We start from the raw sequence: 25,485 nt of genomic DNA, 5'->3' as shown, positions 1-25,485 counted from the left end.
GAATACACAATGAAAACCATTTATGAAGGAAATTTAGTAGGATCAGGATTAAGAGTGGCCATCGTCGTTTCACGTTTTAATGAATTCATCACATCCAAGCTGCTGGGCGGAGCGGAAGATGCCTTGAAGAGACACGGTGTTGAAGAAGGGAATGTCTCCGTCACATGGGTGCCAGGAGCATTTGAAATTCCAATGATCGCCAAAAAACTGGCGCGTTCAGGGAAATATGATGCCGTTGTTACGTTGGGGACGGTCATCCGCGGAGCAACCGCTCATTTTGAATACGTAAGCGGAGAGGTTGCTAAAGGAGTGGCCAATCTTAGCCTGCAGGAAGACGTGCCCGTCATCTTTGGGGTCTTGACGACTGATACAATCGAACAGGCAATCGAAAGAGCCGGCACAAAAGCCGGGAACAAAGGATGGGATGCAGCGGTATCGGCCATCGAAATGGCAAATTTGATCCGTGAAATAGATAAATAAGGATTTGACGAGTCTCCTGCACTGGAGACTCGTTTTTTTTTTTTTTGAGGGGACAGCCCCCACAAAATACATATTGGCAAACGTCAGACCTTTTGCTAGAATAGTATTTTGTGGCTCCCCTTATTACAGGAGGAGCGGGTAGGGAGAGGGCAGTTTTATAGGAAGATCATAATATGAAAGCACGTGGAGGTATTTTTCAGTTAAAGGATCACGGTACTTCGATGAAACAGGAGATGATGGCAGGCGCGATCGGTTACTTTACGATTGTCTATATCATCGCTGTGAATGCTTTAATTCTTTCTGAAGCTGGAATTCCATTTGAAGGGGCAGTCATGGCAACGATACTTGCTTCCTTCGTTGGGTGCTTGGTGATGGCCTTTTGGGCAAATGCGCCAATACTTCTGGTTCCAGGCATGGGAATTAATGCAATGTTTACATTCACACTGGTAAAATCGTCAGGCCTTTCATGGCAGGAAGCATTAGCTGTCATAGTGATTTCAGGAATACTCTTTATGATCATTGCATTTACAAAGCTTTCTAAAGTATTATCGGAAGCCATTCCCAAAACATTAAAAGAAGCCATTACTGTAGGGTTAGGGATGTTTTTAATGTTTATCGGTCTTGAAAAAGGCGGTCTCATTCAGAGAGGTGACAGTGCCATCATCATGATCGGTGATTTTGGGGAGTTAAAGGTGTTGGCCACGGTGCTGACGTTCCTGGTGACGATTTTTCTTTTCATCCGCAATGTAAAAGGTCAATTTTTATGGAGTATCGCATTTGGTACCGTGCTGGGATTCATTTTCGGGATTGAGCCTTCCATTCAATCGAGCTCATTCCATTTAAGTGAATACAGCCAGGTTTTCGGTCAAATATCATTTAGTGCCATTATGGAAATTCCGTTTTGGATAGCGGTTTTTTCTGTAACGATGGTGCTGGTATTTGAAAACATCGGTCTCGTTCACGGTCATACGGATATGATTGATCAACCGCATAAATATTCTAAAGCCTTTCAAGCTAATGCTTTTTCCGCATTCACATCAGGGTTTTTCGGAACGAGTCCGACAGTCTCGACGGTGGAAAGTGCAGCAGCCATGACGGCAGGCGGCCGGACTGGGTTGACAAGCTTGACTACGGGCGTATTATTTTTGGGGTCTGTGTTGTTCATTCCGTATTTAAAGTGGATTCCGGATCATGCCATCGCCCCGATTCTTATCATCATCGGTGGCTTGATGATTCAAAATATACGACATATGGATCTTCGTGATCTGACAGAGGCATTCCCCGCCATTTTCATCATCGCGATGATTCCGTTTACGTATAGTATCGCGGACGGAATCGCCATCGGCTTTATTCTGTATCCAGTATTAAAATTGGCTACAGGGAAGGCACGGGAAGTTTCAATTCCTCTATATATCATCGCTGCGCTGTTTTTGATGAATTTCTTTGTTCATTCGATTCATTAAGGCGAATTTTTGCAGAGAGGCCCATTACATTTGGTGATGGGCCTCTCTGCTTTATTACCACTTAATCGGACAATCAGGGTCTTCACTTGCTTATTTACAACTAATGTCAAATCTCGTGGACTTTCCACATATTTCTTGTTACTATTAAAGAAAAATATGAATCTTTTTAACTATTTTTCCAAATGTTGAACAGGAACGCAGGAGTGATTTTGATGGAAGTATTTGTAGCCAGGCAGCCAATTTTTAATCGTAATCAAGAAACGGTGGCGTATGAACTTCTATATCGAAACAATGAAATCAATATGTTTCCTTCGATTGACGGGGATCAGGCAACCGCAGATGTCATCATTAACAGCTATTTAAATATCGGGCTGGAGAGCCTTTCAGCAGGGAAGCCTTGTTTTATTAATTTCACAGAGAATCTTCTGAGACTGAGAGTCCCGACTTATTTTAATCCGAGGGAGATCGTTGTGGAGATTCTCGAGAGTGTGGTTCCTGGTCCTGATGTTCTGGTCGTTTGTCAGGAATTAAAAGACTTGGGGTATAAGATTGCCTTGGACGATTTTATATTCAATGAATTGAATCCCTATTTCAGGGAATTGATGAAACTGGCGGATTATGTGAAGGTGGATTTCATGAATACAACTGATACGGAGCGGGGAAGCATTGAGATTCTTTCTAATTTACTCGGGTACAGGCTACTTGCTGAAAAAGTTGAAACCGGGGATCAGTACGAAGAAGCGTTGGGGAAAGGGTATCACTTCTTTCAGGGCTATTTCTTCAGTAAGCCGAAAATCATCGCCAGTCAGGATGTCCCGACTTATTTTCATTCGTATTATACCATCATTCAAAGCCTGGAAATGTCGGAACCAAACATTGAAAGGATCAGTCAATTGATCGAACAGGATCTTTCCCTGTCATATAAATTATTGAAATTGATCAACTCTCCAGCTTACCGCCCGAAACATAAGATTCATTCCATCCGTCATGCCATTGTTCTGTTAGGCCTTGTGGAAATCAAACGATGGATCTACATTTTGGCAGTCAGGGAACAGGTGGAGAAGAAGAGACAATTGGACAATGAAGTGATTAGATTATGTTTGACGAGGGCGAAGATGTGTGAATTGCTGGCAGAAAAACACAATCGGATATCCATTAAATCAAGTTACTTCCTCACGGGTATGTTTTCCTTGATGGATACTATTCTTTCCATGCCGATCGATCGCATCTTGATGGATTTACCTTTGAATGACGCCATTTGCAATGCATTAACGGGGTCCCGTAATGACCTTAAGAAGATATTGGAACTCGTCATCTCCATTGAACAGGCGAACTGGATAGAGATCGAAATGAAAATGACCGAATTGAAGTTAAACAAAAGGGAAGTGATGGAGAGTTATCATCATTCCTGCAAATGGACGGAAGAGCTCCTGAATCATGAAGTAACCGAGCTGACATAATGCTACCATACAGGTTTATAATCCCCTGGAGAAAGATATTTTCTTTGGGGTTTGATATACCGTTTCAATTCCATGAGGAGCAGCCGCTGTAAGTGCTTTGAATAAATCTGGCGGCCCACATCTGCAGGGGAAGGGTAGATTCCGATCGTATTGAAACGCACCCGAAAGAGACCTTCATGTACGAGGTCTTTTTTGTCGTTGAAGATCCGGGCGAACACAGTGACATCCCTTGACTCATATTCATCATCTGCTTCTTCCACCTTATGGACTTGAAAACGAAAACGGTATTCTTCCTTCATCATCATCACCATATCCATTGTCTCGAAATGATCCATATAATTCAACTGTGAACATGTCTTATTTTTGAAAATGAGGGGAAGAAGATTGCGTATTGAGCTTGTTTGTGGCAAGCTAAGACTATTATGAATAGTTTACTAGTAAATTACCGTGGAGGGATTCACGATGGACTTGAATCTAATAAAATGTCATGGCTCTGGAAATGACTTTTTACTAATTGATGAAATGACCAATGGATATGATTTTACGGAAGAAGCAAGACAGAATCTTGCCCTTGCCCTATGTGATCGTAAGTCGTCCTTCGGGGCAGACGGGATCTTATTTGTATTATCAAGCGAGAATTGCGATGCCAGAATGCGGGTCTTCAACGCAGATGGTTCAGAGGCATCAATGTGTGGAAACGGCCTGCGATGTGTCGGCCGCTATGTATGTGAGCTGCTGGAGAAAGAGAACATCGTTGTCCAAACGATGAAAGCGGATCTTCGAGTGTCTTCACAGGAATCCATTTTTGAAAACATCCCGACATATAATGTTGAAATTTCCCCTGTCCTTTTTCAACTGGATCAGCTGCCAATGAACATCGATCGTGAGACGATGGTAAATGAAAGCATTCCTGAAATTTCAGATCATTTAACATTCTCTGCCCTGGCAGTGCCAAACCCTCATTTGATCAGTGTCGTCGGCACAGAGCATATCCTCTCGAACGAGCAGAAATCCATTGCTGAAACAGTGAATGGTCCCAATAATCTGTTTCCCGATGGAGTCAATGTAAGTTTTGTTCATCCACTGGAACAGGGATCCATCTATGTCCGTACGTATGAACGAGGCGTCGGCTTCACAAATGCGTGTGGGACAGCCATGTCTGCTTCCAGTCTTGTAACATGCTTACTTCAGCAAAATGAATTCGGTCAGGAAATCGAAGTATATAATAACGGGGGGAAAGTCCGTGTCGTCGTGAACGAATTGGGTGAAGGACGCTACAACATGGAGTTGATTGGAAATGCAACGTATCTATATCAATCGCAATTAGAATTGTCACTTTCTAATCCCGAGCAGTATCATGAAGTGTCAAGACAGGAATTTACTGAAGAGGGCATGTATGAGCACTTACAGAAACATGCCAAGTCAATCGTCGAAAGCAAAGTGTTCATGAGCGCATAGATAACCAAAGAATAGCCAAAGATGGTGCCCCTATGATTTCGGGGCACCATCTTTATTAGTTTTGACCTGTTTTTTCAAAAAATCAATCACTTTGTCAAATGGCTGAAATTTTTTCACTTGATCAAATTTAGTAAAAGGACATCCTTTTACCTGAAATCTTCTTAAGACTTCTTCAATGGTAAACTGTTCAGGATCGAGATTTTCATTCACTTCATCCCACCAAAGTGGAGTGGCGACCAAAGCCTCTTCATTCCCTCTCAATGAATAGGGGGCGATGATGGTTTTGCCTTCTCCGTGTTGAATATAATCCACGTACAGTCTCCCTTTCCGGTTCTTCTTTAAACGCTCGGTCGTGAAATCCCCCGGGTCGTTGCTTACCAGGTAGTGAGCGATGAATTCTGTAAATAAGCCTGTGTCTTTCCATGTGTATCCGGGAGGAAGGGGGATATACACTTGAAGCCCTTTATTTCCCGATGTTTTGACAAAGCTCTGCAGATTCAACCCGTCAAATAATTCTTTCATGATTGTGGCCGCTTTAACGGCCAGTGAAAAGTGATCCCGGCTTGGTGGATCTAAGTCAAAGACTACCTCATTGACATATTCATCCCCTGCTTTTTGAAAGGGGACATGAAATTCAAGAGCCAACTGATTTCCAAGCCATATCAACGTTTTAAGATTATTGCAGAGGGTGTAATGAATTTGATCCTCTTTGTATGTTTCGACAAAAGCAGGAGAGTAATCAGGAGTGTTTTTTTGGTAAAAGGATTCTCCGAAAACCCCGTGGGGAAATCGAATGCAGGTCAAGGGCCTATTCTTAAAGAATGGCAATATCACCACGGACATCTTACGGAGGAATCGGATATAATCAAGTTTCATCATGGAAACCTCCCGAAACAAAATCTTTTCAGGGTGAGTGATATCAACCTTTTTAGGAAGAGAGGCTTCGTCCATCATAAATTGGTCAAGTGTGCATGCTTCCGGGGGAGTGGAAAAAAGGAATTGTTTAAAATGGGGCTCCCGAAGCTTTCCTTCCTGCCAATGCAGATAGACGATTTCTACGGTGATGGCCGGATCTATGTAGTAAAGAGAATGGTTCTTTCCCGTACTGTTTTGCTTAATTGTCGCTTTCACCGACCTTTTTTCCTCAGCTGAAAGACCGAAATGAAATAAGCCGATTGGCATTACTTGTCCGTTATCGTATACGCCGATGTGGAAATAATCATTCGCATCATCCAGGGCGGTGATAAAGCATTGGCAATGTTTCCAGTTCTTACATTTGATCCAGTTAGTACTTCGTTTTCCCTCGTCCCATTTACTCTGATCCCTCTTCGCGACAACCCCTTCCCCTTCATCAATTTCAACAAGTTCCCACACTTGCTCAAGGTTTTTGTAATAAGGAACCATTTGCAGAGTTGAAGGGTGAGAAGGAGCGGGTTCCACTGGTAAATGAAGGCGGGTGAACACCTCTTTCAGTTTTTCTTTTCTCCTGAGATAGGGTTCCTGGATATATGACTTTTTCTCAAGCTGAAGTAAATCAAATACCAGGAATGTAACAGGTCTACTGGCAGCGGCGTGTAAGATTTTTCGATCATTCCGCATCCTCCCCCTAACCTGAAGCTCCTGGAACTCGGTACTGAAGGAAGAGCGTAATAATGCAACCTCTCCATCCAATATGAGAGGGAGGCTGAATGGACGTTTATCCAGTAATTGTTGAATTTGCTTCTTTATCTCAGGGAAGTGGCTTAGCAGTTCTTTCCCATTCCGGCTTTGAAGGGTGATATGATCATAGGATTGGACGGATAAAATGCCGCGGAAGCCATCATATTTCACCTCATAAAGCCAGTCATTCCCGGAAGGAAGTTCATGACGTAATGTAGGGAGCATCGGTTTCATTTATTTCACCTTTTTTTAGTAATAGTGTGTCCGGTTGGGACATGGATTATTTCCAGATGTTTAAAGGGATGAAGAAAGTTGGGGAACTAAATGATATGGATAAGGGATTAGTTTATGTAAAGGAGGGTATTGAAAGATATGCATACTATTTGGAAAGGGTCCATCAGTTTTGGACTGGTGAATATCCCCATTAAACTTCATTCTGCTACGGAAGATCGGGATATCAAGCTCCGATCACTTCATAAAGAATGTCATACACCCATTAAATATGAGAAAGTATGTCCCGCTTGTGAAAAGGAATTGGATCAAGCCGATATTGTGAAGGGTTATGAAGTGGCGAAAGGCAAATTTGTCGTCCTTGAAGATGAGGAATTGAAAGAGCTGAAGGAAGCAAGCGGAGATAAGGCAGTAGAGATTGTCGATTTTATCAAGATGGAGGAAATCGATCCGATTTTCTTTGATCGAAGTTATTTCGTTTCACCGAACGACGGTGGAAAAAAAGCCTATTCCCTTTTGAGAAAAGCGCTTCAGGAGTCAGGGAAAGTAGGGATTGCCAAAATCACGATGAGGTCGAAGGAACAGCTTTCCATCGTTCGTGTATACGAGCAGACACTCGTCATGGAAACCATTCACTATCCCGATGAGGTAAGAGGAACTGGCGATGTCCCGAATGTGCCTGAAGGAGACGAAATCACCGAAAAGGAATTGAAGACCGCTACCATGCTCATCGATCAACTGACGACTGAATTCGAGCCGGAAAACTATAAGGATCAGTATCGTGAACGATTAAGTCAATTGATCGAATCGAAACAAACTGGGGAAAAAATGGTCACATCCAAAGAAAAAGAACCGAAAGAAAATGTAACGGATCTAATGGCGGCCCTCCAGGCATCCATCGATTCGTCCAAGCCTAAAAAGGCAAAAAAACCAACTAAAAAGAAAACGACTTCTAAGAAAAAAGCTCAGTAGAAGGCGTAAGTCAGGAGAGAGGGAGAAGTCTTGAAGGAGAAGCATATTGAACAAGGCGTCTTTGTCGCTGTATCCCTGCTGTGTTTAATTGTTTTCACCTGGGGATTTGTATCAATCGTGGAAGAATGGAAAGAAAATGAGATCGCACAATTTGATAATGGTGTATTCGAAATCGTCAGAGGGACGATTTCACCTAACTTGACGGAGATCATGACGTTCATCACTTTCTTAGGGGGAATAAAAGGTATCACCATTTTCTCCGGGTGTGCAGTAGTCATCCTTCTGTTTATGAAGAAATATCCACTTGCCCTGTTTGTATCGATTACTATTATGACAGGGGCTGGGTTCAATGGGCTTCTAAAATGGATATTTAAACGGGAACGCCCCGATATTGAAGCATTGATCCAACAGGGTGGTTACAGTTTTCCAAGTGGGCATTCTATGAGCTCATTCATATTCTATGGTTCACTGGCATTCATCCTGTTCCGTGCCCTGGATCGTAAACGGTTTAAATGGGCGAGTGTGATACTGGTCGCGATGCTTGTCCTGCTGATTGGAATGAGCAGGATATACCTTGGAGTCCATTATCCAAGTGACATCCTTGGCGGTTTTACAGCAGGCGGTGCCTGGCTGACCCTTTGCATCACGATCTATATGTACTTCTATAAACGCAAGCATTGGAGAGAAGATGAAGATATGCCTACAAAAAACGCTCAGGAGACCTGAGCGTTTTTTGTATTAAAACAGATTAAAGATATATGGACCTATTGAAGTAACGTATAGAAGTATATAAATTCCCATGAAATAAAATACTCCTCCGAATGTACCCCAGTCCGGATCTCTACCAACTTTCCAAAGCAGTGCAGTAAGGATGCTGATTATCACTAATAAGACATATTCGCTTCCTGTAAATGTGAGATAGCCGGGCGCAGCAAAATAGAAATAATCTCCCATCGCTTTACTGATGAATGTCAGTGGCATTAGGATGAATAGAATGATCGAGGCATATTCCACCCAGTTGATTTCTTCTTTTTCAAACATATTCGGTTTGAACATGTAAAGAAGGATCAAGACAAACAGGGAGGGAAGTATCCAATAAAACGAAACCAAAATAGTGACCAGGCTGCTGAAAAGCATGAGGACTGAGTTATTCAAAGCTTCTTTTACGCTTCGTTTTGACCAAGTTGTACTTTTTGCGATGGCCTGTTCATTCTGAGAAGCCCCAAATAATTCATAGTAGTCACCCCCATAGTCGAGCCAGACAATACTTTCGTCCGATATCTGAATGGGCGAATACGTAAAATGCTTGCTTGTACTGACAGGTGTTGCCACTAGCTGATTGGAATCAATAAAAGGTGCTACGTACAGACTGATGGTATTTTGCCCCCCTACCTGATGACTCTCGGACGTGAAGAGGATGGACTTCTTTCCATCGATGTCTGCGAACTGTACGGACCTCGGACTTTCCAATTTAAATCCTGATTGTTCATTCGTGAATTCAATACGGGTGGGCTTTAGTATCGACGTTCCTAAATCGTCAATGGATGTTTCCAATTTCAATATCTTATAGGACAAGGTACCTTGAGCGCGCATTTCTTCATTGTACAAAAGAGTCAATTGATTGTTTTCGCTTGAAAAAGACAGCCCGTTAATATGCTGATTCGTAGCTGTATTGACTATGGCAAATGGCTTCTTCACCAATTGTAACCCTTCATCCATATAGTAAAGATGGGAATGGGTATCATCCTGCCTTACTTGTAATACGGTGCTTCCGTCGTTTCCAGCATAGGCTTCAAGGATTTCACCAGGTAACCGGTAAATTTCTTTGCTTGATAAATCATTTGGAGATAGAGAATAAAGGACCTCTTGTTTCCAGTAATAGATGGTATTTGATGAAGTGCCCATTCCAGTTACTTCATCATCGATGGTTTTAACACCGTTAGAACCGGATGAAATGACCTGTCCATCCTTCACCTGTATAACCTTATCTCCGTTCGTCCAAAAAGGTTGGCCTCTGGTAACGCTTGTTTTAAGCGTACCTTCTTTCGTTGGGTTCAGTGATTCATCGAAAGTAAACTGATCGACCTTTCCGTTGCTTGCTAAGAATAGTCCCTCCTGGTTATAAAAGACAAGCGGACGTTCGTCAGAGGAATAGCCCAATGGAATCGATCTGCTCCAATCGGGATCCGGCTGTTGTTTGACGTTCAGAAGTTGATGGAAGAAAAGTGCACCAATCAATAAAAGAATTATCGCGATTGGTATTCCAAATGTTTTTAATTTTGCTCTCACAGTCATTCCCCCTCATTCTATCTCTTTTAATTGTGAGTACATTTTAGAATTTTACCACAATTCGTTTTATACTTCACCAGAATTTCCCTTTGTCCAGTTAAACTTTTGTGTTGACTTTTTATTTTGGAGAGATTAAAATGATATTGAAAATCATTCTCAATGAAACAAAAGAGTTCCCCCTCTTTCAAATAAAGAGAATGGTTCATGATTACCCCCCTTTTATTAGATTGTAAAGACAGGCCTGAGGCGGATGCTTCAGGCCTGTCTTTTTCTTGCATTTCCTATCATCATGTCGTAAATTGTTAAAGGATGTTTATTTAGGGGGAGGGATAAAAGGAAGTGAATCATAAAGATGATAGACGGTTTCGAATCGCGAATCACGAAGCATTAATTGGAGTTGCTCTCGTTCTTATAAATTTTTTATGGTGGTATGGATTTGCATTTGGACTCGGGGGGCAGCCTGTATCAGATTATGATTGGGTCTTAGGGATGCCGGCATGGTTCTTCTATAGTTGTATCCTGGGATTTCTACTTATGGTGTTTTTAGTGATCGTTGTCGTAAAATACCTACTGACTGATATTCCTTTTGGCGACGAGGAGGATGATCTTGAATAGCATGGCATTGATTCCCTTATTTGTATTTTTGGCTGTGATCTTTATAGTGGGGATTTATACGGCTAGAACCGTAAGCAAATCAGATTCCTTTGTACAGGAATATTTCCTCGGGAGCCGGCAACTTGGAGGATTTATCCTCGCCATGACGATGATCGCTACATACGGCAGTGCGAGCAGCTTCATCGGTGGTCCCGGTGCTGCGTATACATATGGGTTATCATGGGTGCTTCTTGCCATGAGCCAGGTTGTGACTGGATATTTTGTTCTACTTATACTTGGGAAAAAGTTTGCCATCATGTCAAGGAAATATAAAGCTGTTACATTGATCGATTATTTACAGGGGCGATACGGAAGCAATAAGATAACGGTCCTATCGGCCATCAGTATCATCTTGTTTTTATTTTCTGCGATGATTGCCCAGTGGGTAGGAGGGGCACGTCTAATTGAATCATTGACGGGATTGAGCTACGAAGCGGCTCTGTTCCTTTTTGCTATATCTGTACTGGTGTATGTGATAATCGGCGGTTTTCGCGCCGTTGCCATCACCGATGCGATCCAGGGAGTTGTCATGCTTGGAGGTACCTTGATCCTTCTGGTTGCCACCATAATGGCAGGTGGCGGCATGGAAAAGATCATGATGGAATTGCAGGCTGAAAACCCCAATTTACTAAGTCCTCACGGTCCGAATGGTGAACTGAGCGCAAAGTATATTTCGTCTTTCTGGATCTTAGTGGGAGTGGGGGTCGTTGGACTTCCCCAAGTAGCCGTAAGGGCAATGAGCTATAAAAATTCCCGTTCCCTACACAGGGCTTTAATTATCGGGACGATCGTCGTAGGTTCGATCATGCTTGGCATGCATCTCATCGGCGTTTTGGCAAGAGTGGTCCTCCCTGGAATCGAAGTGGCAGACAAAGTCATGCCGCTCCTTGCTTTGGAGGTGCTCCCCCCGTGGCTTGCGGGAATTGTTCTGGCAGCTCCTATGGCTGCCATCATGTCGACGGTGGATTCGCTGCTGTTGATTGTATCATCAGCCATCGTTAAAGATGTTTATATGAATTTCATCAATAAGGATGCCAAAGAGAAACAGATCAAGACAATCAGCTTCTGGGTGACGAGTATAACAGGTATACTGGTGTTCCTGCTGGCATTAAGCCCGCCTGAATTGATTATCTGGCTTAATTTATTTTCGTTCGGAGGACTTGAAGCAGTCTTTATCTGGCCAATCGTACTCGGATTGTACTGGAAAAAGGGGAATAGTGCTGGTGCGCTTGCTTCCATGGTTTCGGGACTGGTGACGTATATTTTATTTCATAGCTTTGCACCGAACTATATGGACATGAATACGGTCATCTTTCCGATTATCATCTCCTTCTTCGTGTATGTATTGGTTTCCTTGGCTACTCAATCTAAACACAGGATGGATGGGTTTAATTAACCCATCCATTTTTGTGTTTTCTGGTGCAAAAGAGTACATTGATTAGTAATAAATGACGGATTGGGTGAAGGGGTATGGATAATTCTGTAATCGTGATCGGAGGAGGTATCGGAGGGCTTACTGCTGCTGCCCTCCTTGGAAGTGCCGGTTATCATGTACAGGTGCTTGAGGCTTCAAGGGAATGGGGGGGCTGCGCAGGAAAGTTCCAGCGGGGAAAAGCTTTATTTCCAGTAGGTGCGACTCTCGGGATGGGTTTCGAAAATGGGGGTATTCATCAGCGCATCTTCCAATACCTCGGCATTGAATTGCCTTCGAATCAACTCCTTGACCGGGTAATGGACATTCATCTTCCTGGCGTCAACTTAACCTTTCACCGGAATCGGGAAACACATGTGAAAGGGTTAATACAATCATTTCCTGATATTGCAGATGAAATAGGCTGTTATTTCAAGGATTTGTACAGCATGGCAAAGAAAATACGGACCCTCGTAGATTCCCTGCCCATCCTTCCTCCCAAAACGGTAAGAGAGTGGAAGGAGCTCATTATGAGCCTGAATTTGAGTTCAATGACCCTTCTACCTGCCTTTCAGAAGACCATGTTGGATCTGTTGAAAAAATACGACCTACATGTCCATCCATCCTTCAAGCACTTTATTGATGGACAGTTGATCGACAGTATGCAGGTGGAGAGCGACCAATGTTCATTGCTATTTGGGTGCCTGGCACTGGATATGTATCATGAAGGGGCCTTCTACCTTGAAGGCGGTTTATATCGCATAGCCGAATGTCTGGTCGATGCATCAGAATCGGTTGGGGTCAAAGCGACATTAGGGAGGAAAGTAGTAGGCATCACTCGTGATGAACGTAATCAGGAGTGGATCGTCTCTGATCATAGAGGGAAGGATTATCGTGCCAATCATATCGTATGTAACGTCCCGGTCCAGTCTCTTAAGGATCTGTTCCCTCCCCAATATGCTCCAAAGTTTAAAAACTATATAAAAGGAAAAGAAAGAGCCTCATTGTGGGGGACCATGACCCTTTATATGTTACTGAAAGAGGAATCACTCCCGGAAGGTCTTCCTTTGTTTTCGCAGATCTGTACAAGCCCTGATGGTAATATGACAGAAGGGGATCATCTGTTCTTATCATTATCCCATCCGGATGACCGAAAGCGTGCACCGGAGGGATTCCGTACTGTGACGGTATCAACTCATACAAGATTAGAGAATTGGGATTCAAAAGAAAAATATGATTGCTACAAGAGGACTCTTAAAAAGAAGATGCTGGATTCAATAGAGTTGGTCATACCCTCTATTAGAAGTAATCTTATACAATTCTATCCTGGTGCGCCTAAGGCTTGGGAACGATATACGGGTCGGCCCGGGGGGATCGTTGGGGGATTCCCCCAAACCAATGACCATGCTCTCTTCAATAGCCTTTCGCACAGGACTCCGCTCGAGAATATCTGGGTATGTGGAGATTCTGTCTTCCCTGGTGCAGGGACCATCGGCGTGTCTGTCAGTGGTTACCATGTCTTTCACTCTATCACAGGGAAAAAGCTTCCAACATAAAGCAGGAATCCGGCTCTGATATATAGAATGTTGTGATGGGGTGATAATATGTATAAGCTGACACAGTATGAGGACCCAATAGCCTTTCATGATAGGGTTCATTCTCTCCTTATGAAGGATGAGGCTGCAAATAATCTGCCTTTGGGGTTATTGAATACCATGAAAACCAGTGACAAATATATAGATCCGCTTCTGCTCTTAGTGGAAAATGAGGATGACAAGGTTGTGGGATCATTCATCATGACTCCTCCACATTACCTTGTGGTTACACTGAAAGTAGGGAAGGATGAGGTCCAGGCAATAGCTGAACAGCTCAATTCGTTTTGTGATGTCTCCGGGATAACGATTCCCGGCTTTGTTGCTGAGAAAGACACAGCACTTCAAATGACTCATGCATGGTGTCACGTTACGGGGAAGGGCTTCACCATCCGTATGAACCAACGTGTGTATCAATTGAATAAAGTGAACGATATTCAGTTAAGCGAAGGGGAGATGGTTCCCGTCCGTGGAGGTCAAGAGGTGCTGTTGGCCAAGTGGATCAGTGAATTTGTCGCAGATACAGAAGTCATATCCATGTCGGATGACGAAGCGCTTAAAAGGGCGAAAGATATGATTGAAAATGAACCATATGTGTTTTTTTGGGAAGTGGCGGGACGTACTGTTTCCATGGCAAGGGGGGCAAGAAGAACGGAAAATGGGATTACCGTAAATTTTGTCTATACCCCACCTGAATTCAGGAAGAAGGGATATGCCTCTTCTGTTGTTGCGGAACTGAGCCGTCTGTTACTGCATGAACACTCCTTTTGTTCCCTCTATACAGACCTGGATAATCCCACATCAAACAAAATCTATACAGAAATCGGTTATAAACCCGTCTGTGATTCCATGATGATAAGCATTGTCTGAACCAATTGGCACAGAATGAAATATAATATTAATAAACGGTTGACATCGTGAGGAAAAGCGATTAGTATAATAAACAATTAATTAAATGAGCGAATGGCTTTGACGAAGAGGAGTACCTATGATCGACACTTCAGAGAGCTGGTGGTTGGTGTGAACCAGTGTGATCGGTCTTAGGGAATGGACTTCCGAGCTTCCAAACCGAAACCTTAGGGAGGTAGGCTTTGGCGAATGTCTTATCGTTACAAAAGACGCGTATTAGAGCATTCTGCTCCGATATGATTGAGTGGACTGTAAAAGCAGTCAACAAAGGTGGCACCACGGGTATCCCGTCCTTTCTTTTTATAAGAAGTGGATTGGGATGCCTTTTTTTATAATTTCATAATGATAAATCGTTGAATAAGAGGAGTACATTCAAGTGATGCATAACAGGGAGTTAAGGATAGTGAGACCTTAGCATGATAGCTTGTCTGGAATGGACTTATGAGAGATGATCTGAATGAAGTAGGGTCGTACGGATTTCCACCGTTAAAAGGATAGAGTATCGGGTGATAAACCCCGTACTTGAATCAAGAGGGGATATAGGTATATCCCAATAGAGGTGGCACCGCGGTCAGCATCGTCCTCTATGAACAGTTTTTCTGTTCATAGGGGACTTTTTTTATGGATTTTTTAAAAGGTGAAAGCGAATTGGAGGATATTAATGATGAAGCATCAAGACTTGAACTATGCCGTGAAAGAATTGAATGGTGATATGTACACACCGATATCACTCTTTCAATCCTTGAAGGGAAAAAAGAAATTTTTATTGGAAAGTTCACTGAAACACGAACAATCCGGTCGCTATTCTTTTGTGGGAAGCGATCCGTTTTTGGAATGTAAGGCTTATGGAAATACCGTACAAATTATAAAAGCGTCTGCTGATCAAGTAGAGGAGCGGATAGGGGACCCCATTGAAATGATCCAATCCCTTATTCCCCACCATCATTTAGAAGAAGCACCCTTTCCGTTCACAGGGGGTGGGATTGGATATCTAGGATATGATGTGATCAGACATTACGAGGAAATCGGAATCATCCCCAATGACGAATTGGAGATGCCGGACATTCATCTCATGTTCTACGAAAAGGTCATCGTCTTTGATCATCTTGAGCATAAAGTATACATCGTTGTCATGAATAAATGGACAGAAGAAACGGAAGGGAATCTTCAGGAAAAAGTGAAAGAAGTCGAAGCCGAGCTGACAAACGTGTATTTGGACACACACAAAGAAAAACTGGATCGTCTGTCCTTTCATGGTCAAACGTCGAAAGATGAATTCATGGAGAGAGTGGAAAGAGCAAAGCAGTCGATACAGGAAGGAGAAATCTTTCAAGTGGTGCTTTCCCAAAGACTGCAGGCATCGTTTTCCGGAGATCCTTTTACATTTTATAGAGGCTTGAGGCAGTCAAACCCGTCACCCTATATGTTCTTCATCGATTTCGAAGAATACGTCGTATTGGGGGCATCACCAGAAAGCATGCTGAAGGTACAGGGCAGTCAAATCACAACGAATCCAATAGCCGGTACAAGACGCAGAGGGAATACAGCTGAAGAAGATGTAAAGCTTGAAAGGGAGCTGCTATCGGATGAAAAGGAAATAGCTGAACATCGAATGCTCGTGGATTTAGGCAGGAATGATCTGGGGAGGATTTGTGAGATTGGATCCATCCAATTAATCAAGTACTTAACCATTGAGAGGTACAAATATGTGATGCACATCGTTTCAGAAGTGAAGGGGAAATTGAAGGATGATGTGACCCCACTTGAAGCGTTAACGTGCTGTTTGCCTGCAGGAACAGTGAGCGGGGCACCGAAGATCAGGGCGATGCAGATCATCAATGAACTTGAAACGACGAAACGTGGAGTATACTCAGGTGCTGTCGGATATATAGGGGTGAACGGAAATCTGGACTTTGCCCTGGCGATTCGCACAATGGTCGTGAAAGATGGCATTGCCAATGTTCAAGCAGGGGCAGGAATCGTGTATGATTCAGATCCTGAATGTGAATATGAAGAAACGCTGAATAAAGCGAAATCTTTATTGGAGGTAACGGGATGATTCTACTCATTGATAACTATGATTCGTTTACGTATAACCTGTATCAATATATTGAAGAACTTGGCGAAAGGGTAATGGTCAGACGGAATGATGCAATTTCATTGGAAGAAATAAAAAAATTGAATCCTTCAGGGATCATTCTTTCCCCTGGACCCGGAAAGCCTGATAATGCGGGTATTTGCACCTCCATTATACAGAATCTTCACGCTAGTGTGCCGATTCTCGGTGTGTGTCTCGGTCATCAGGCAATCGGGGCAGCATTTGGGGCAACCATTGAAGTAGCCGAGAAGGTCATGCATGGAAAGACATCTCTTATTAAGCATAGCGGCGAAGGGGTATTCGAATATTTGCCTCAACCGTTGGAAGTGATGAGATATCATTCGCTGGTCATCAAAAAAGGGACTCTGCCAGAACCACTGGAGACGGTGGCGATGTCAATGGATGATGGAGAGATCATGGCCATCAAGCATATGAGATATCCTTTGTTCGGGGTTCAATTCCATCCTGAATCGATCGGCACGAAAACCGGAAAGAAAATCATTCAAAACTTTTTAGAAGAGATGAGAAAGGGGAATAAGCGTGAAAAGCTATCTACAAAAGCTGTCTGATGGTCATTCATTAGAAAGAGATGAGATGAGGGGAGCTGTTCAGGAATTATTCAAGGAAGAAACGACCGAGAGTCAAATAGCATGTTTCTTGACCCTGTTGAAAGTGAAGGGGGAAACGGTGGGGGAAATGACAGGCCTGGTTGAAGTGCTTCGAGAGAAGGCAATGCCCGTAACCAGCACTGTGGAAAATGTATTGGATAACTGCGGGACAGGTGGGGATGGATCCCAGAGCTTCAATATCAGTACAACGAGCGCATTCGTATTGGCAGGAGCAGGCGTCAAGGTTGCAAAGCACGGTAATAGGAGCATATCAAGCAAGACCGGCAGTGCAGATGTATTAGAACACCTGGGCGTCTCACTGGACTTCGGGGCCCATGAAGTGGAAAATCTCCTGAATGAAACCAATATCGCCTTCCTCTATGCACCCCATATCCATTCAGGGCTTAAGAAAATCATGAAGGTCCGGAAAGAATTGAAAATCCCGACCATCTTTAATCTGATTGGTCCATTAACGAATCCTGTTCAACTAGAAACACAGCTGGTCGGGGTGTACAGAAGAGATAAGCTAGAAATGATGGCAAATGTTTTACATGATTTGGGAAGAAAGCGGGCAATCGTTCTGAATGGGGCGGACTATATGGACGAAGCGTCACTTGCAGGTGAAAATCATCTTGTCCTTTTGGAGGATGGTGAAATCAGCTCATTTACATTATCAGGGGACGAGGTGGGGCTCCCATCTTATACCCTTGAAGAAATAAAAGGAGGAGATGCAAGGGACAATGCCCGTATCTTACAGGAGGTCTTACACGGAAAAGAAGGCGCCTATACTGATACGGTCCTATTCAACGCAGGAATCGCTTTAGTTGCCCATGGGAAAGCTTCTACCTTCGCAGAAGGTGTAAAACTGGCTAGGGAAAGCATAGGAAGCGGACGTGCAAATGAAGCGCTCTCATCCCTTGTACACTATAGCCGACAACGAAGAAAGCAGGTGATTTGAATGACAACCATTTTAGAAACCATCATTGAAAAGAAGAAAGAAGAAGTGAAGGAGCTAAAACAATCCGGATATACTGCCTTTCAATATCAAGGCACCTCGAATCATTCATTATATGAAACTCTTAAATCCGCTTCGTCCCTACAGGTGATAGCAGAGATCAAACGGGCATCTCCATCTAAAGGAGATATTCGGACCGAAGTGGATCCGGTGACACAAGCCGTTATCTATGCAGAAGCTGGAGCATGCGCCATTTCTGTTCTGACGGATACACCATTTTTCAAAGGGAGAATGGAGGATCTTGCAAATGTTCGAAGAGCCGTCTCGATCCCGATTCTGTGTAAAGACTTTATCATCGATGAAATCCAGATCGATCGTGCCAGGGATGCAGGGGCGAATGTGATTCTGTTAATTGTGGCTGCCTTGGATACCTTCAGACTGGGAGAATTATTTTCTTATGCCTCAAATCTAGGACTGGAGGTTCTTGTAGAAGTTCACAATGAGGAAGAAATGGTGGTAGCTCTAGAACTCGGGGCTACTATAATCGGAGTGAATAATCGAAACCTGAAAACCTTTGAAGTGGATCTTCTCATCACTGAATCTCTGGCATCGATGGTGAAGGGAAGGGAAGTCGTACTCATAAGTGAAAGTGGGATCAGGGATGAGTTGGATTCAACGAGAGTGAAAGATGCAGGTGCACAAGGGGTCCTCGTCGGGGAAACGTTAATGAGGAGTAAAGATCCCGCAGCTACCCTCTTTTCTCTCAAGGTTGAAAAAGGTGAGATGAAATGACGAAAGTCAAAGTATGCGGCATCAGAAGACAGGTAGAAGCCGAGTGGGCACTGGAAGCGGGAGCTGATGCCATAGGGTTCGTGTTTGCCGATAGTAAAAGGAAAGTCGATGTTGAGAAAGCCGCCGAGATCAGCAAATCCATTTCTTCAGATTTATTGAAAATCGGTGTATTTGTAAATGAGTCAAAAGAAAGAATGGAAGAAATCTTTCATCTCGTGAAGCTCGATTATGTGCAGCTGCACGGGGATGAATCAGTGGAATTCTGTGAAACTCTAAACCTCCCTTTTATCAAGGCGATTTCGGTGAAGGAAAGAAAAGATATAGACGGGATTGACGACTTTCCTGGTGAGATGATTTTGTTAGATAGCGGAAAGGGCCCACATCGTGGAGGGAATGGCACCACCTTCAATTGGGATTATACACATTCGATCAACATTTCCCACCATCTGATTCTTGCAGGAGGATTAAATCCGGACAATGTCAGGGAAGCCATCATCAAGGTCCGTCCCTATATGGTCGATGTCTCGAGTGGGGTTGAGACGGATGGGGCGAAGGACCGGTTAAAGATAGAATCATTTGTCAGGGAAGCAAAGTCGGTGCTTGTATAAAAAGAAAACAGTGAATGGAGGAAGAAGAATGTTATATGCACAACCAGATCATAAAGGACTATTCGGACAATTCGGTGGGAGGTTCGTTCCTGAATCGTTGATGAAAGCCGTTCAGGAGCTGGAAGCGGCTTACGATGAAGCAATAGAGGACGAAGACTTTCAAACGAAGCTGGAAAGCTACTTAAAGGACTATGTAGGGAGAGAGAACCCTCTATACTTTGCTGAAAATCTCAGCAGGCAGGTAGGAGGCGCCAAAATTTATCTGAAGCGGGAAGATCTTAATCACACCGGTGCACATAAAATTAACAATACCATCGGTCAGGCCCTGCTTGCTGAACGGATGGGAAAAAGAAAAGTCGTAGCAGAAACGGGAGCGGGTCAACATGGGGTTGCAACTGCCACCGTATGTGCTTTATTAAACCTTGATTGTGTCATTTTCATGGGTGCGGAAGATATCCGCAGGCAGAAGCTGAATGTATTCAGGATGGAGTTGCTAGGAGCAAAGGTAATCAGCGTCACCCAGGGAAGCGCCACATTGAAGGATGCCGTGAATGAAGCGCTGCGTTACTGGGTTGCCAATGTTGAAGACACTCACTATATAATGGGGTCCGTTTTAGGTCCACACCCATTTCCGAAGATGGTCCGTGACTTCCAAAGTATCATTGGGAAAGAAACGAAGAAACAATTCTTTGAAAAAGAAAAATGTCTCCCAAATGCCATCGTCGCATGTGTCGGAGGAGGAAGTAATGCCATTGGAATGTTCCACCCGTTTATTGAGGACCAAGAGGTGGAGTTATATGGCGTAGAGGCAGCCGGAAGCGGAATTGAAACAGAGAAGCACGCTGCCACCTTAACGAAAGGATCTGTCGGAATCCTTCATGGAAGCATGATGTATCTCCTTCAGAATGAAGCAGGGCAGATACAGGAAGCTCATTCCATTTCAGCAGGACTTGACTACCCTGGTGTGGGGCCAGAGCACAGCTACTTAAAAGAGATTGACAGAGTCCGTTATGCATCCATTTCTGACGGTGAAGCGCTGGAAGCATTTAAACAGTTATCACAGACTGAAGGAATCATTCCTGCACTCGAAAGTTCCCATGCCGTTTCCTATGCGGTTCACATTGCAAAAGACATGACAAAGGATCAATCGATCGTCATTTGTCTATCAGGCAGAGGCGATAAAGATGTTGAACAAGTAAAAGATTTATTGGGAGGTAGTCAGCATGGGTAAAATATTTCTGGAAAGCGCCCTTCAAGCCGAATTAATGCGGGGAAATAAGCTGTTCATCCCCTATGTAATGGCGGGTGACGGTGGCATTGAAACATTGATATCAACTTTAAAGAAGCTTGAAGAAGGTGGTGCGACTGCCATCGAAATCGGTATTCCGTTCTCTGATCCCGTTGCCGATGGGCCGACGATTCAAGAAGCGGGTAAAAGGGCACTAGAGAAAGGAACCACACTTCGAAAGGTGTTCGATGAATTGAAGGAAAGAAGAGAAGAAATTGGGATCCCCCTGATATTTATGACCTATATCAATCCGATTTATAAATATGGCGTAGAACACTTCTTTGAAGATTGTAAAATGGCTGGTGTGGATGGAGTGATTATTCCTGATCTGCCACTGGAGCATTACGATATGGTTAAGCTGCCTTCTAAGGATAAAGAAATAGCCATTATCCAATTGGCAACCCTCACCAGTCCTTTGGAAAGAGTAAAGGAATTGGCCTCTGTGACAGAAGGGTTCCTCTATGCTGTTACGATTAATGGAATTACAGGATCAAGAGAAGGGTTTGCCGAGAATATATCCCGTCATTTAAACAAGCTTAAAAGCAACAGTCCGGTTCCAGTTCTGGCAGGATTCGGAATATCGAGCCCCGACCACGTACGCAGCATGAGTGAAAGTTGTGATGGGGTAGTGGTTGGAAGTAAAATCATAGATCTTATTCAGCAAGACTCATTTGATGAAATCAGGGAGTTAATCGAAGCATCCAAGGCAGGAGCTTTTCACTCGTGAATTCGTCCATTTTGTAAAAAAATGCAGGAGTTGATGAATAGAATCTAAATGAATGTTAAATAAAGGTAAATCGCCTTCTCATACTCTGAAAAATCAGTATGATAGAGATGTAGTTGAACAACGCATCATAACAGGAGGCTATGAAAATGAAAAACATGAAAAAGTGGTTATTAATGATCATGACAGCACTATCAGTAGTAACATTTGCAGCCGGATGCAGCAGCGATTCAGAGGATGATACAGGAACAGAAGAGAACATGGATGAAGGAAGTAATACAGACGAGAGCAACACCGAGGAGTAAAAAGATCTTCAGCCGATCCTAATAGGGTCGGCTGTTTACTTGGCATGATCAATTATTTTACACCTTTTATGGAGACAGTCAGTGCAGGACTTACATCTTTATAGGAAAGAGTAATATTTTTAAAGCCGGTTTCCTGTAGAGCCTTTGAAATTTCTTCGCCATAGCGTCGAGCTTTGCTGTCCCGCTCTTCATCCCCCCTGGGCTGCACGGTAATGAGCAGGGTGCCTTCGGTTTTAAGCATCGTGTATAAATGGCTAAGTGCCTGCTTATGATTATTCCATAACGGGTAATTATTAACGGAAAAGATTCGATCGTACTGAACATCGTTTAGCTCGAATTGACTGATGTCCTGAACAAACAGGCGAACCCTCCCTTTCTCTATAGCTTGCTGATTCTTACTTTGTGCCGCGTCTTTCATTGTTTCGGAAAGATCGACCCCGTCCACAAAAGTATCAGGGAATCGATCAGTAATTCGCTTTATACAATATCCCGGCCCAAATCCCACTTCAAGAATTCGATGGTCCTTTTCGATGGCCAGTTGTTTGATGGACCAATTGTTGATCTTCCGATTATCAAACTCCATCACTTTCCCCACAACCCAGCCAAGGATTCCTTTTGGGCGCTTAAATTGTTTCTGTAGCGTAAACAAAAGGGCATCACCTCTTTTCCTGTATTTTCACATTGATGTTCTATCTTTCACTTTTCCACGAAACCTGTGAAGTAAAACCTTTACTGGAATGTTGCATTTTTTTGAAAAAGTGGCATAATATAATCAAATCTAATTTGCGTTGATGAGAAGAGTACATAGTGAAGGCACCTTATCAGAGAGCTTCGGAAGCTGAAAAGAAGCAGGGAGATTACCTATGGAAAATGGTCTCGGAGCATTCTATTCGAACCTTCCTGGTGTAGGATAGAACGGGGATGGGCGTCCGTTATCACTGCCACGGTATAAGGGCTTATCCTGCCCCGTACTTGTTGAGGTAGTTTGTGTGAGCAAGCTATAAATTAAGGTGGTACCACGAGCTTAACCCCTCGTCCTTAGATGTCTTATGATGTCTATGGGACGAGGGGTTTTTATTTATTTCGAGGAGGAAAACACTATGACTGTTTTTATTGGAGGGGCTTGGCCATATGCCAACGGTTCCTTGCATTTGGGGCATATTGCAGCTTTGCTGCCGGGGGATATCATTGCACGTTATTACCGGTTGAAAGGGGAGAGGGTCCTCTATGTGTCAGGAAGCGATTGCAATGGGACACCGATCGGGATCCGGGCGGGGCAGGAAGGAATCAGTGTAGAAGAGATAGCGAATCGCTATCATGAGGAATTTGCCCATTCCTTTCAATCCCTTGGATTCAGCTATGATGAATACACGAGAACCGATCATCCACATCATCATGAAGAGGTGCAAAGGATCTTTACCAGGCTTTATGAAAAAGGATGGTTATATGAAAAGGAAGTGGAGCAAGTGTACTGTGTGAATGATCATCGATTCCTGCCTGATCGATTTGTGGTAGGAACCTGTCCCGTTTGTGCTTCGAAGGCAAGGGGGGATCAATGTGATAACTGCTCGACTGTGCTGGATCCGTCGGAATTATTGGATAAAATCTGTACACTCTGCGGGCATGAACCGGTTCTTAGAAAGACTCGTCACTTGTACTTTGCTCTTTCCAAGCTTCAACGGCCGCTGGAAGAGTTTCTGAACGAACAGAAAGGAAAGTGGAGGGATAATGCGATCCAGCTTACCAGCAGGTATCTGAAAGAGGGACTTCAGGATCGGCCGGTCACAAGGGATTTAGAAAATGGGGTGGAAGTACCGGTCGAAGGTTTCCTTGACAAGAAAATCTACGTTTGGATAGAAGCGGTGAGTGGTTATCTGACTGGATCAAAGAAATGGGCAACAGACCGCCGGGAGGACTGGACAGATTACTGGCAAGCGGATACAAGGTCTTATTATGTACATGGAAAAGATAATATTCCGTTTCACGCGATCATTTGGCCGGCGGTTCTGATGGGGATTGGAGAAACAAATTTACCCGATTACATCGTGTCAAATGAGTACCTGACCTTAGAGAAAAGGAAAATCTCAACCAGTGGTAATTGGGCTGTCTGGGTGAAGGACCTCATCACTGACTACCATCCCGATACGATTCGCTATTTTCTCACCATCAATGCTCCTGAAAAAAGGGATGCGGATTTTTCTTGGAGAGAATTCATTTACAGCCATAATAGTGAACTGCTGGGGGGCTTAGGGAATCTCGTCCAGCGCACGGTGAAATTCTACGAAAAGGAATTTGGAGAGAATCTTGTTTTATCCACGGTAGATGCTCTTGTCGAACGGAAAGTGGAAGAGGTATACACGTCAGTTGGTCATTGGATTGAAGCAGGCAGCACTCGTCAGGGTCTTGAAGAGATATTCGATTTCATTCGATGGTCGAATAAACGTTTTGATGAACAGAAGCCATGGGTATTGGTGAAGGAAGATCGAGAAGAAGGCAGGAAGGTATTGGAAGAGTTCATGTATATCATATGCAATCTGCGAAATATCGTTGAGCCATTCTTACCTTTCACTGCAGCCAGATTAACGGATCAGCTGGGTCTTTCCGTCCAAACAGCGTGGGAGAAGATATCCCTGCCTTTGAAACTTAGTATGACAAGCACTTCCCCACTTTTTAACCGCATCGAACTTGAAACCATTGAGATAGAGCGGGATAAATTGAATTTAAAATCACAAGGAGGATGAAATGAAGATCGTCATTGTATCCGACACCCATTTGCCAAGGAAAGGGAGGGAACTGCCTGATTCTCTTCAAAAAGATTTAATGGATAGTGACCTCATCATTCATGGTGGGGATTTTCAGACCCTTGATGTGTATGAGGAATTTAAGAAGTACGGGGAACTGATTGCTGTTATTGGAAATGTTGATAGTGTTGAACTTCAATCCATGCTTCCAAAAAGAAGGATCATCGAGAAGAAAGGCTTGAAGATCGGCATAGTTCACGGAGACGGAAATGGTAAAACAACTGAAAAAAGAGCTCTTGAAGCCTTTGAAGATGAAGATGTGGATGTAATCATTTTCGGCCACTCCCATATCCCCTTTTCCCGCTTTATGAAAGGCACCCTATTATTCAATCCAGGATCTCCCACAGACAAACGAAGGCTGCCATACTATTCCTATGGCATATTGACAATCGAAAAAACGTGGAAGATCGAACACATTTTTTATCAATAAAAGGAGGTTGGGACAAAAGCATTTAGTTAAAAGAAAATCCGAACGATCATTCGAAATTCATTTTTGTAAATCGAAATCGTTCGGATTTTTCATTTGGATGTAGTAAGTAGTGGTTGATTACAGCGAGAGGTGCTCGCTTTCCGCGGGGCTGGCGGTGAGCCTCCTCGGCTTGCACCCCTATTGTTGGACACCCCAACCAACAATAGGAGGTACCAGCACATATGGCCAAGTTTACTCAAGAATCTAAACTGAACGCTGCTAAACGTTATCTTAATGAACTCGTTAGTTATCGAGATCT

General features: G+C 43.5%; 24 protein-coding genes and 3 other annotated features. Of the genes, 20 read left to right on the top strand and 4 right to left on the bottom strand.

Annotated elements, in window-relative coordinates:
* Positions 1 to 9: 9 nt before the first annotated feature.
* The 3 genes from ribH (at position 10) to NQ095_RS00110 (ending at position 3,403) form a co-directional block, all read left to right on the top strand.
* On the top strand, positions 10 to 480 hold the full coding sequence (gene ribH / locus NQ095_RS00120) for a 6,7-dimethyl-8-ribityllumazine synthase (RefSeq protein ID WP_258261505.1): 471 nt from the start codon (positions 10 to 12) through the stop codon (positions 478 to 480).
* A 173-nt stretch (positions 481 to 653) separates the two neighbouring features.
* The gene (locus NQ095_RS00115) at positions 654 to 1,943 is read left to right on the top strand and encodes an NCS2 family permease (RefSeq protein WP_258261504.1); all 1,290 of its coding nucleotides are present in this window, start codon (positions 654 to 656) and stop codon (positions 1,941 to 1,943) included.
* Between the two features lie 212 nt (positions 1,944 to 2,155).
* Complete coding sequence (locus tag NQ095_RS00110; protein ID WP_258261503.1) at positions 2,156 to 3,403, top strand: EAL and HDOD domain-containing protein; 1,248 nt, start codon at positions 2,156 to 2,158, stop codon at positions 3,401 to 3,403.
* 2 nt (positions 3,404 to 3,405) lie between these two features.
* On the opposite strand, the gene NQ095_RS00105 is transcribed toward NQ095_RS00110, so the two are convergent.
* Entirely contained in the window at positions 3,406 to 3,747 is a 342-nt protein-coding gene (locus NQ095_RS00105) for a hypothetical protein (protein ID WP_258261502.1), read from the bottom strand.
* A gap of 118 nt (positions 3,748 to 3,865) precedes the next feature.
* Between NQ095_RS00105 and dapF the strand changes: the two genes are divergently transcribed.
* Complete coding sequence (dapF, locus tag NQ095_RS00100; RefSeq protein ID WP_258261501.1) at positions 3,866 to 4,861, top strand: diaminopimelate epimerase; 996 nt, start codon at positions 3,866 to 3,868, stop codon at positions 4,859 to 4,861.
* Positions 4,862 to 4,891: 30 nt separating this feature from the next.
* Here dapF and NQ095_RS00095 read toward each other — a convergent pair whose 3' ends face one another.
* A complete protein-coding gene (locus NQ095_RS00095; RefSeq protein WP_258261500.1) occupies positions 4,892 to 6,754 on the bottom strand; it encodes a DNA ligase D in 1,863 nt (620 codons plus the stop codon).
* 138 nt (positions 6,755 to 6,892) lie between these two features.
* Between NQ095_RS00095 and ku the strand changes: the two genes are divergently transcribed.
* Positions 6,893 to 7,723 (top strand): non-homologous end joining protein Ku, encoded by an 831-nt coding sequence (gene ku / locus NQ095_RS00090; RefSeq protein ID WP_258261499.1) that lies wholly within the window; start codon positions 6,893 to 6,895, stop codon positions 7,721 to 7,723.
* Between the two features lie 30 nt (positions 7,724 to 7,753).
* On the top strand, positions 7,754 to 8,449 hold the full coding sequence (locus NQ095_RS00085; RefSeq protein WP_258261498.1) for a phosphatase PAP2 family protein: 696 nt from the start codon (positions 7,754 to 7,756) through the stop codon (positions 8,447 to 8,449).
* 12 nt (positions 8,450 to 8,461) lie between these two features.
* Here NQ095_RS00085 and NQ095_RS00080 read toward each other — a convergent pair whose 3' ends face one another.
* Complete coding sequence (locus NQ095_RS00080; RefSeq protein ID WP_258261497.1) at positions 8,462 to 10,012, bottom strand: hypothetical protein; 1,551 nt, start codon at positions 10,010 to 10,012, stop codon at positions 8,462 to 8,464.
* A 339-nt stretch (positions 10,013 to 10,351) separates the two neighbouring features.
* Between NQ095_RS00080 and NQ095_RS00075 the strand changes: the two genes are divergently transcribed.
* From NQ095_RS00075 to NQ095_RS00020, 12 genes are all read left to right on the top strand, one after another.
* Positions 10,352 to 10,627 (top strand): YhdT family protein, encoded by a 276-nt coding sequence (locus tag NQ095_RS00075; protein WP_258261496.1) that lies wholly within the window; start codon positions 10,352 to 10,354, stop codon positions 10,625 to 10,627.
* Complete coding sequence (gene panF, locus NQ095_RS00070; RefSeq protein ID WP_258261495.1) at positions 10,620 to 12,062, top strand: sodium/pantothenate symporter; 1,443 nt, start codon at positions 10,620 to 10,622, stop codon at positions 12,060 to 12,062. Before NQ095_RS00075 ends, panF begins: the two co-directional genes overlap by 8 nt.
* A 74-nt stretch (positions 12,063 to 12,136) precedes the next feature.
* Complete coding sequence (locus NQ095_RS00065; RefSeq protein ID WP_258261494.1) at positions 12,137 to 13,633, top strand: NAD(P)/FAD-dependent oxidoreductase; 1,497 nt, start codon at positions 12,137 to 12,139, stop codon at positions 13,631 to 13,633.
* A gap of 48 nt (positions 13,634 to 13,681) precedes the next feature.
* Positions 13,682 to 14,539, top strand: a complete 858-nt coding sequence (locus NQ095_RS00060) for a GNAT family N-acetyltransferase (RefSeq protein WP_258261493.1) — start codon at positions 13,682 to 13,684, stop codon at positions 14,537 to 14,539.
* A 90-nt stretch (positions 14,540 to 14,629) separates the two neighbouring features.
* Positions 14,630 to 14,876: a binding site (T-box leader), on the top strand.
* Between the two features lie 46 nt (positions 14,877 to 14,922).
* Positions 14,923 to 15,166: a binding site (T-box leader), on the top strand.
* A 73-nt stretch (positions 15,167 to 15,239) separates the two neighbouring features.
* Positions 15,240 to 16,637 carry an anthranilate synthase component I gene (gene trpE / locus NQ095_RS00055; RefSeq protein WP_258261492.1) on the top strand — a complete coding sequence of 466 codons (1,398 nt, stop codon included), beginning with the start codon at positions 15,240 to 15,242 and terminating at the stop codon, positions 16,635 to 16,637.
* Complete coding sequence (locus NQ095_RS00050) at positions 16,634 to 17,245, top strand: anthranilate synthase component II (RefSeq protein WP_258261491.1); 612 nt, start codon at positions 16,634 to 16,636, stop codon at positions 17,243 to 17,245. Before trpE ends, NQ095_RS00050 begins: the two co-directional genes overlap by 4 nt.
* Positions 17,217 to 18,242, top strand: a complete 1,026-nt coding sequence (gene trpD, locus NQ095_RS00045) for an anthranilate phosphoribosyltransferase (protein WP_258261490.1) — start codon at positions 17,217 to 17,219, stop codon at positions 18,240 to 18,242. The genes NQ095_RS00050 and trpD overlap by 29 nt, the downstream gene beginning before the upstream one ends.
* On the top strand, positions 18,243 to 19,031 hold the full coding sequence (gene trpC / locus NQ095_RS00040; RefSeq protein ID WP_258261489.1) for an indole-3-glycerol phosphate synthase TrpC: 789 nt from the start codon (positions 18,243 to 18,245) through the stop codon (positions 19,029 to 19,031). It abuts the gene before it with no gap.
* Positions 19,028 to 19,639, top strand: coding sequence for a phosphoribosylanthranilate isomerase (locus NQ095_RS00035; protein ID WP_258261488.1), 612 nt, complete (start codon positions 19,028 to 19,030; stop codon positions 19,637 to 19,639). The genes trpC and NQ095_RS00035 overlap by 4 nt, the downstream gene beginning before the upstream one ends.
* Positions 19,640 to 19,667: 28 nt before the next feature.
* Positions 19,668 to 20,870, top strand: a complete 1,203-nt coding sequence (trpB, locus tag NQ095_RS00030; RefSeq protein ID WP_258261487.1) for a tryptophan synthase subunit beta — start codon at positions 19,668 to 19,670, stop codon at positions 20,868 to 20,870.
* The gene (trpA, locus tag NQ095_RS00025) at positions 20,863 to 21,654 is read left to right on the top strand and encodes a tryptophan synthase subunit alpha (RefSeq protein ID WP_258261486.1); all 792 of its coding nucleotides are present in this window, start codon (positions 20,863 to 20,865) and stop codon (positions 21,652 to 21,654) included. Before trpB ends, trpA begins: the two co-directional genes overlap by 8 nt.
* 146 nt (positions 21,655 to 21,800) lie before the next feature.
* A complete protein-coding gene (locus tag NQ095_RS00020) occupies positions 21,801 to 21,956 on the top strand; it encodes a hypothetical protein (RefSeq protein ID WP_258261485.1) in 156 nt (51 codons plus the stop codon).
* A 52-nt stretch (positions 21,957 to 22,008) separates the two neighbouring features.
* Here the strand turns inward: NQ095_RS00020 and NQ095_RS00015 are convergent, their stop codons facing one another.
* Entirely contained in the window at positions 22,009 to 22,605 is a 597-nt protein-coding gene (locus NQ095_RS00015; RefSeq protein ID WP_258261484.1) for a class I SAM-dependent DNA methyltransferase, read from the bottom strand.
* A 130-nt stretch (positions 22,606 to 22,735) separates the two neighbouring features.
* Positions 22,736 to 22,999: a binding site (T-box leader), on the top strand.
* A 57-nt stretch (positions 23,000 to 23,056) separates the two neighbouring features.
* Between NQ095_RS00015 and metG the strand changes: the two genes are divergently transcribed.
* Positions 23,057 to 24,697, top strand: a complete 1,641-nt coding sequence (gene metG / locus NQ095_RS00010) for a methionine--tRNA ligase (protein WP_258261483.1) — start codon at positions 23,057 to 23,059, stop codon at positions 24,695 to 24,697.
* A 1-nt stretch (position 24,698) separates the two neighbouring features.
* The gene (locus tag NQ095_RS00005) at positions 24,699 to 25,187 is read left to right on the top strand and encodes a metallophosphoesterase family protein (protein WP_258261482.1); all 489 of its coding nucleotides are present in this window, start codon (positions 24,699 to 24,701) and stop codon (positions 25,185 to 25,187) included.
* The last annotated feature ends 298 nt before the right edge of the window (positions 25,188 to 25,485 follow it).

Origin of the sequence: Rossellomorea sp. SC111 (assembly GCF_024733565.1) — a bacterium.
GTDB lineage: Bacteria > Bacillota > Bacilli > Bacillales > Bacillaceae_B > Rossellomorea.
This window is presented reverse-complemented; position numbering and strand designations above follow the sequence as displayed.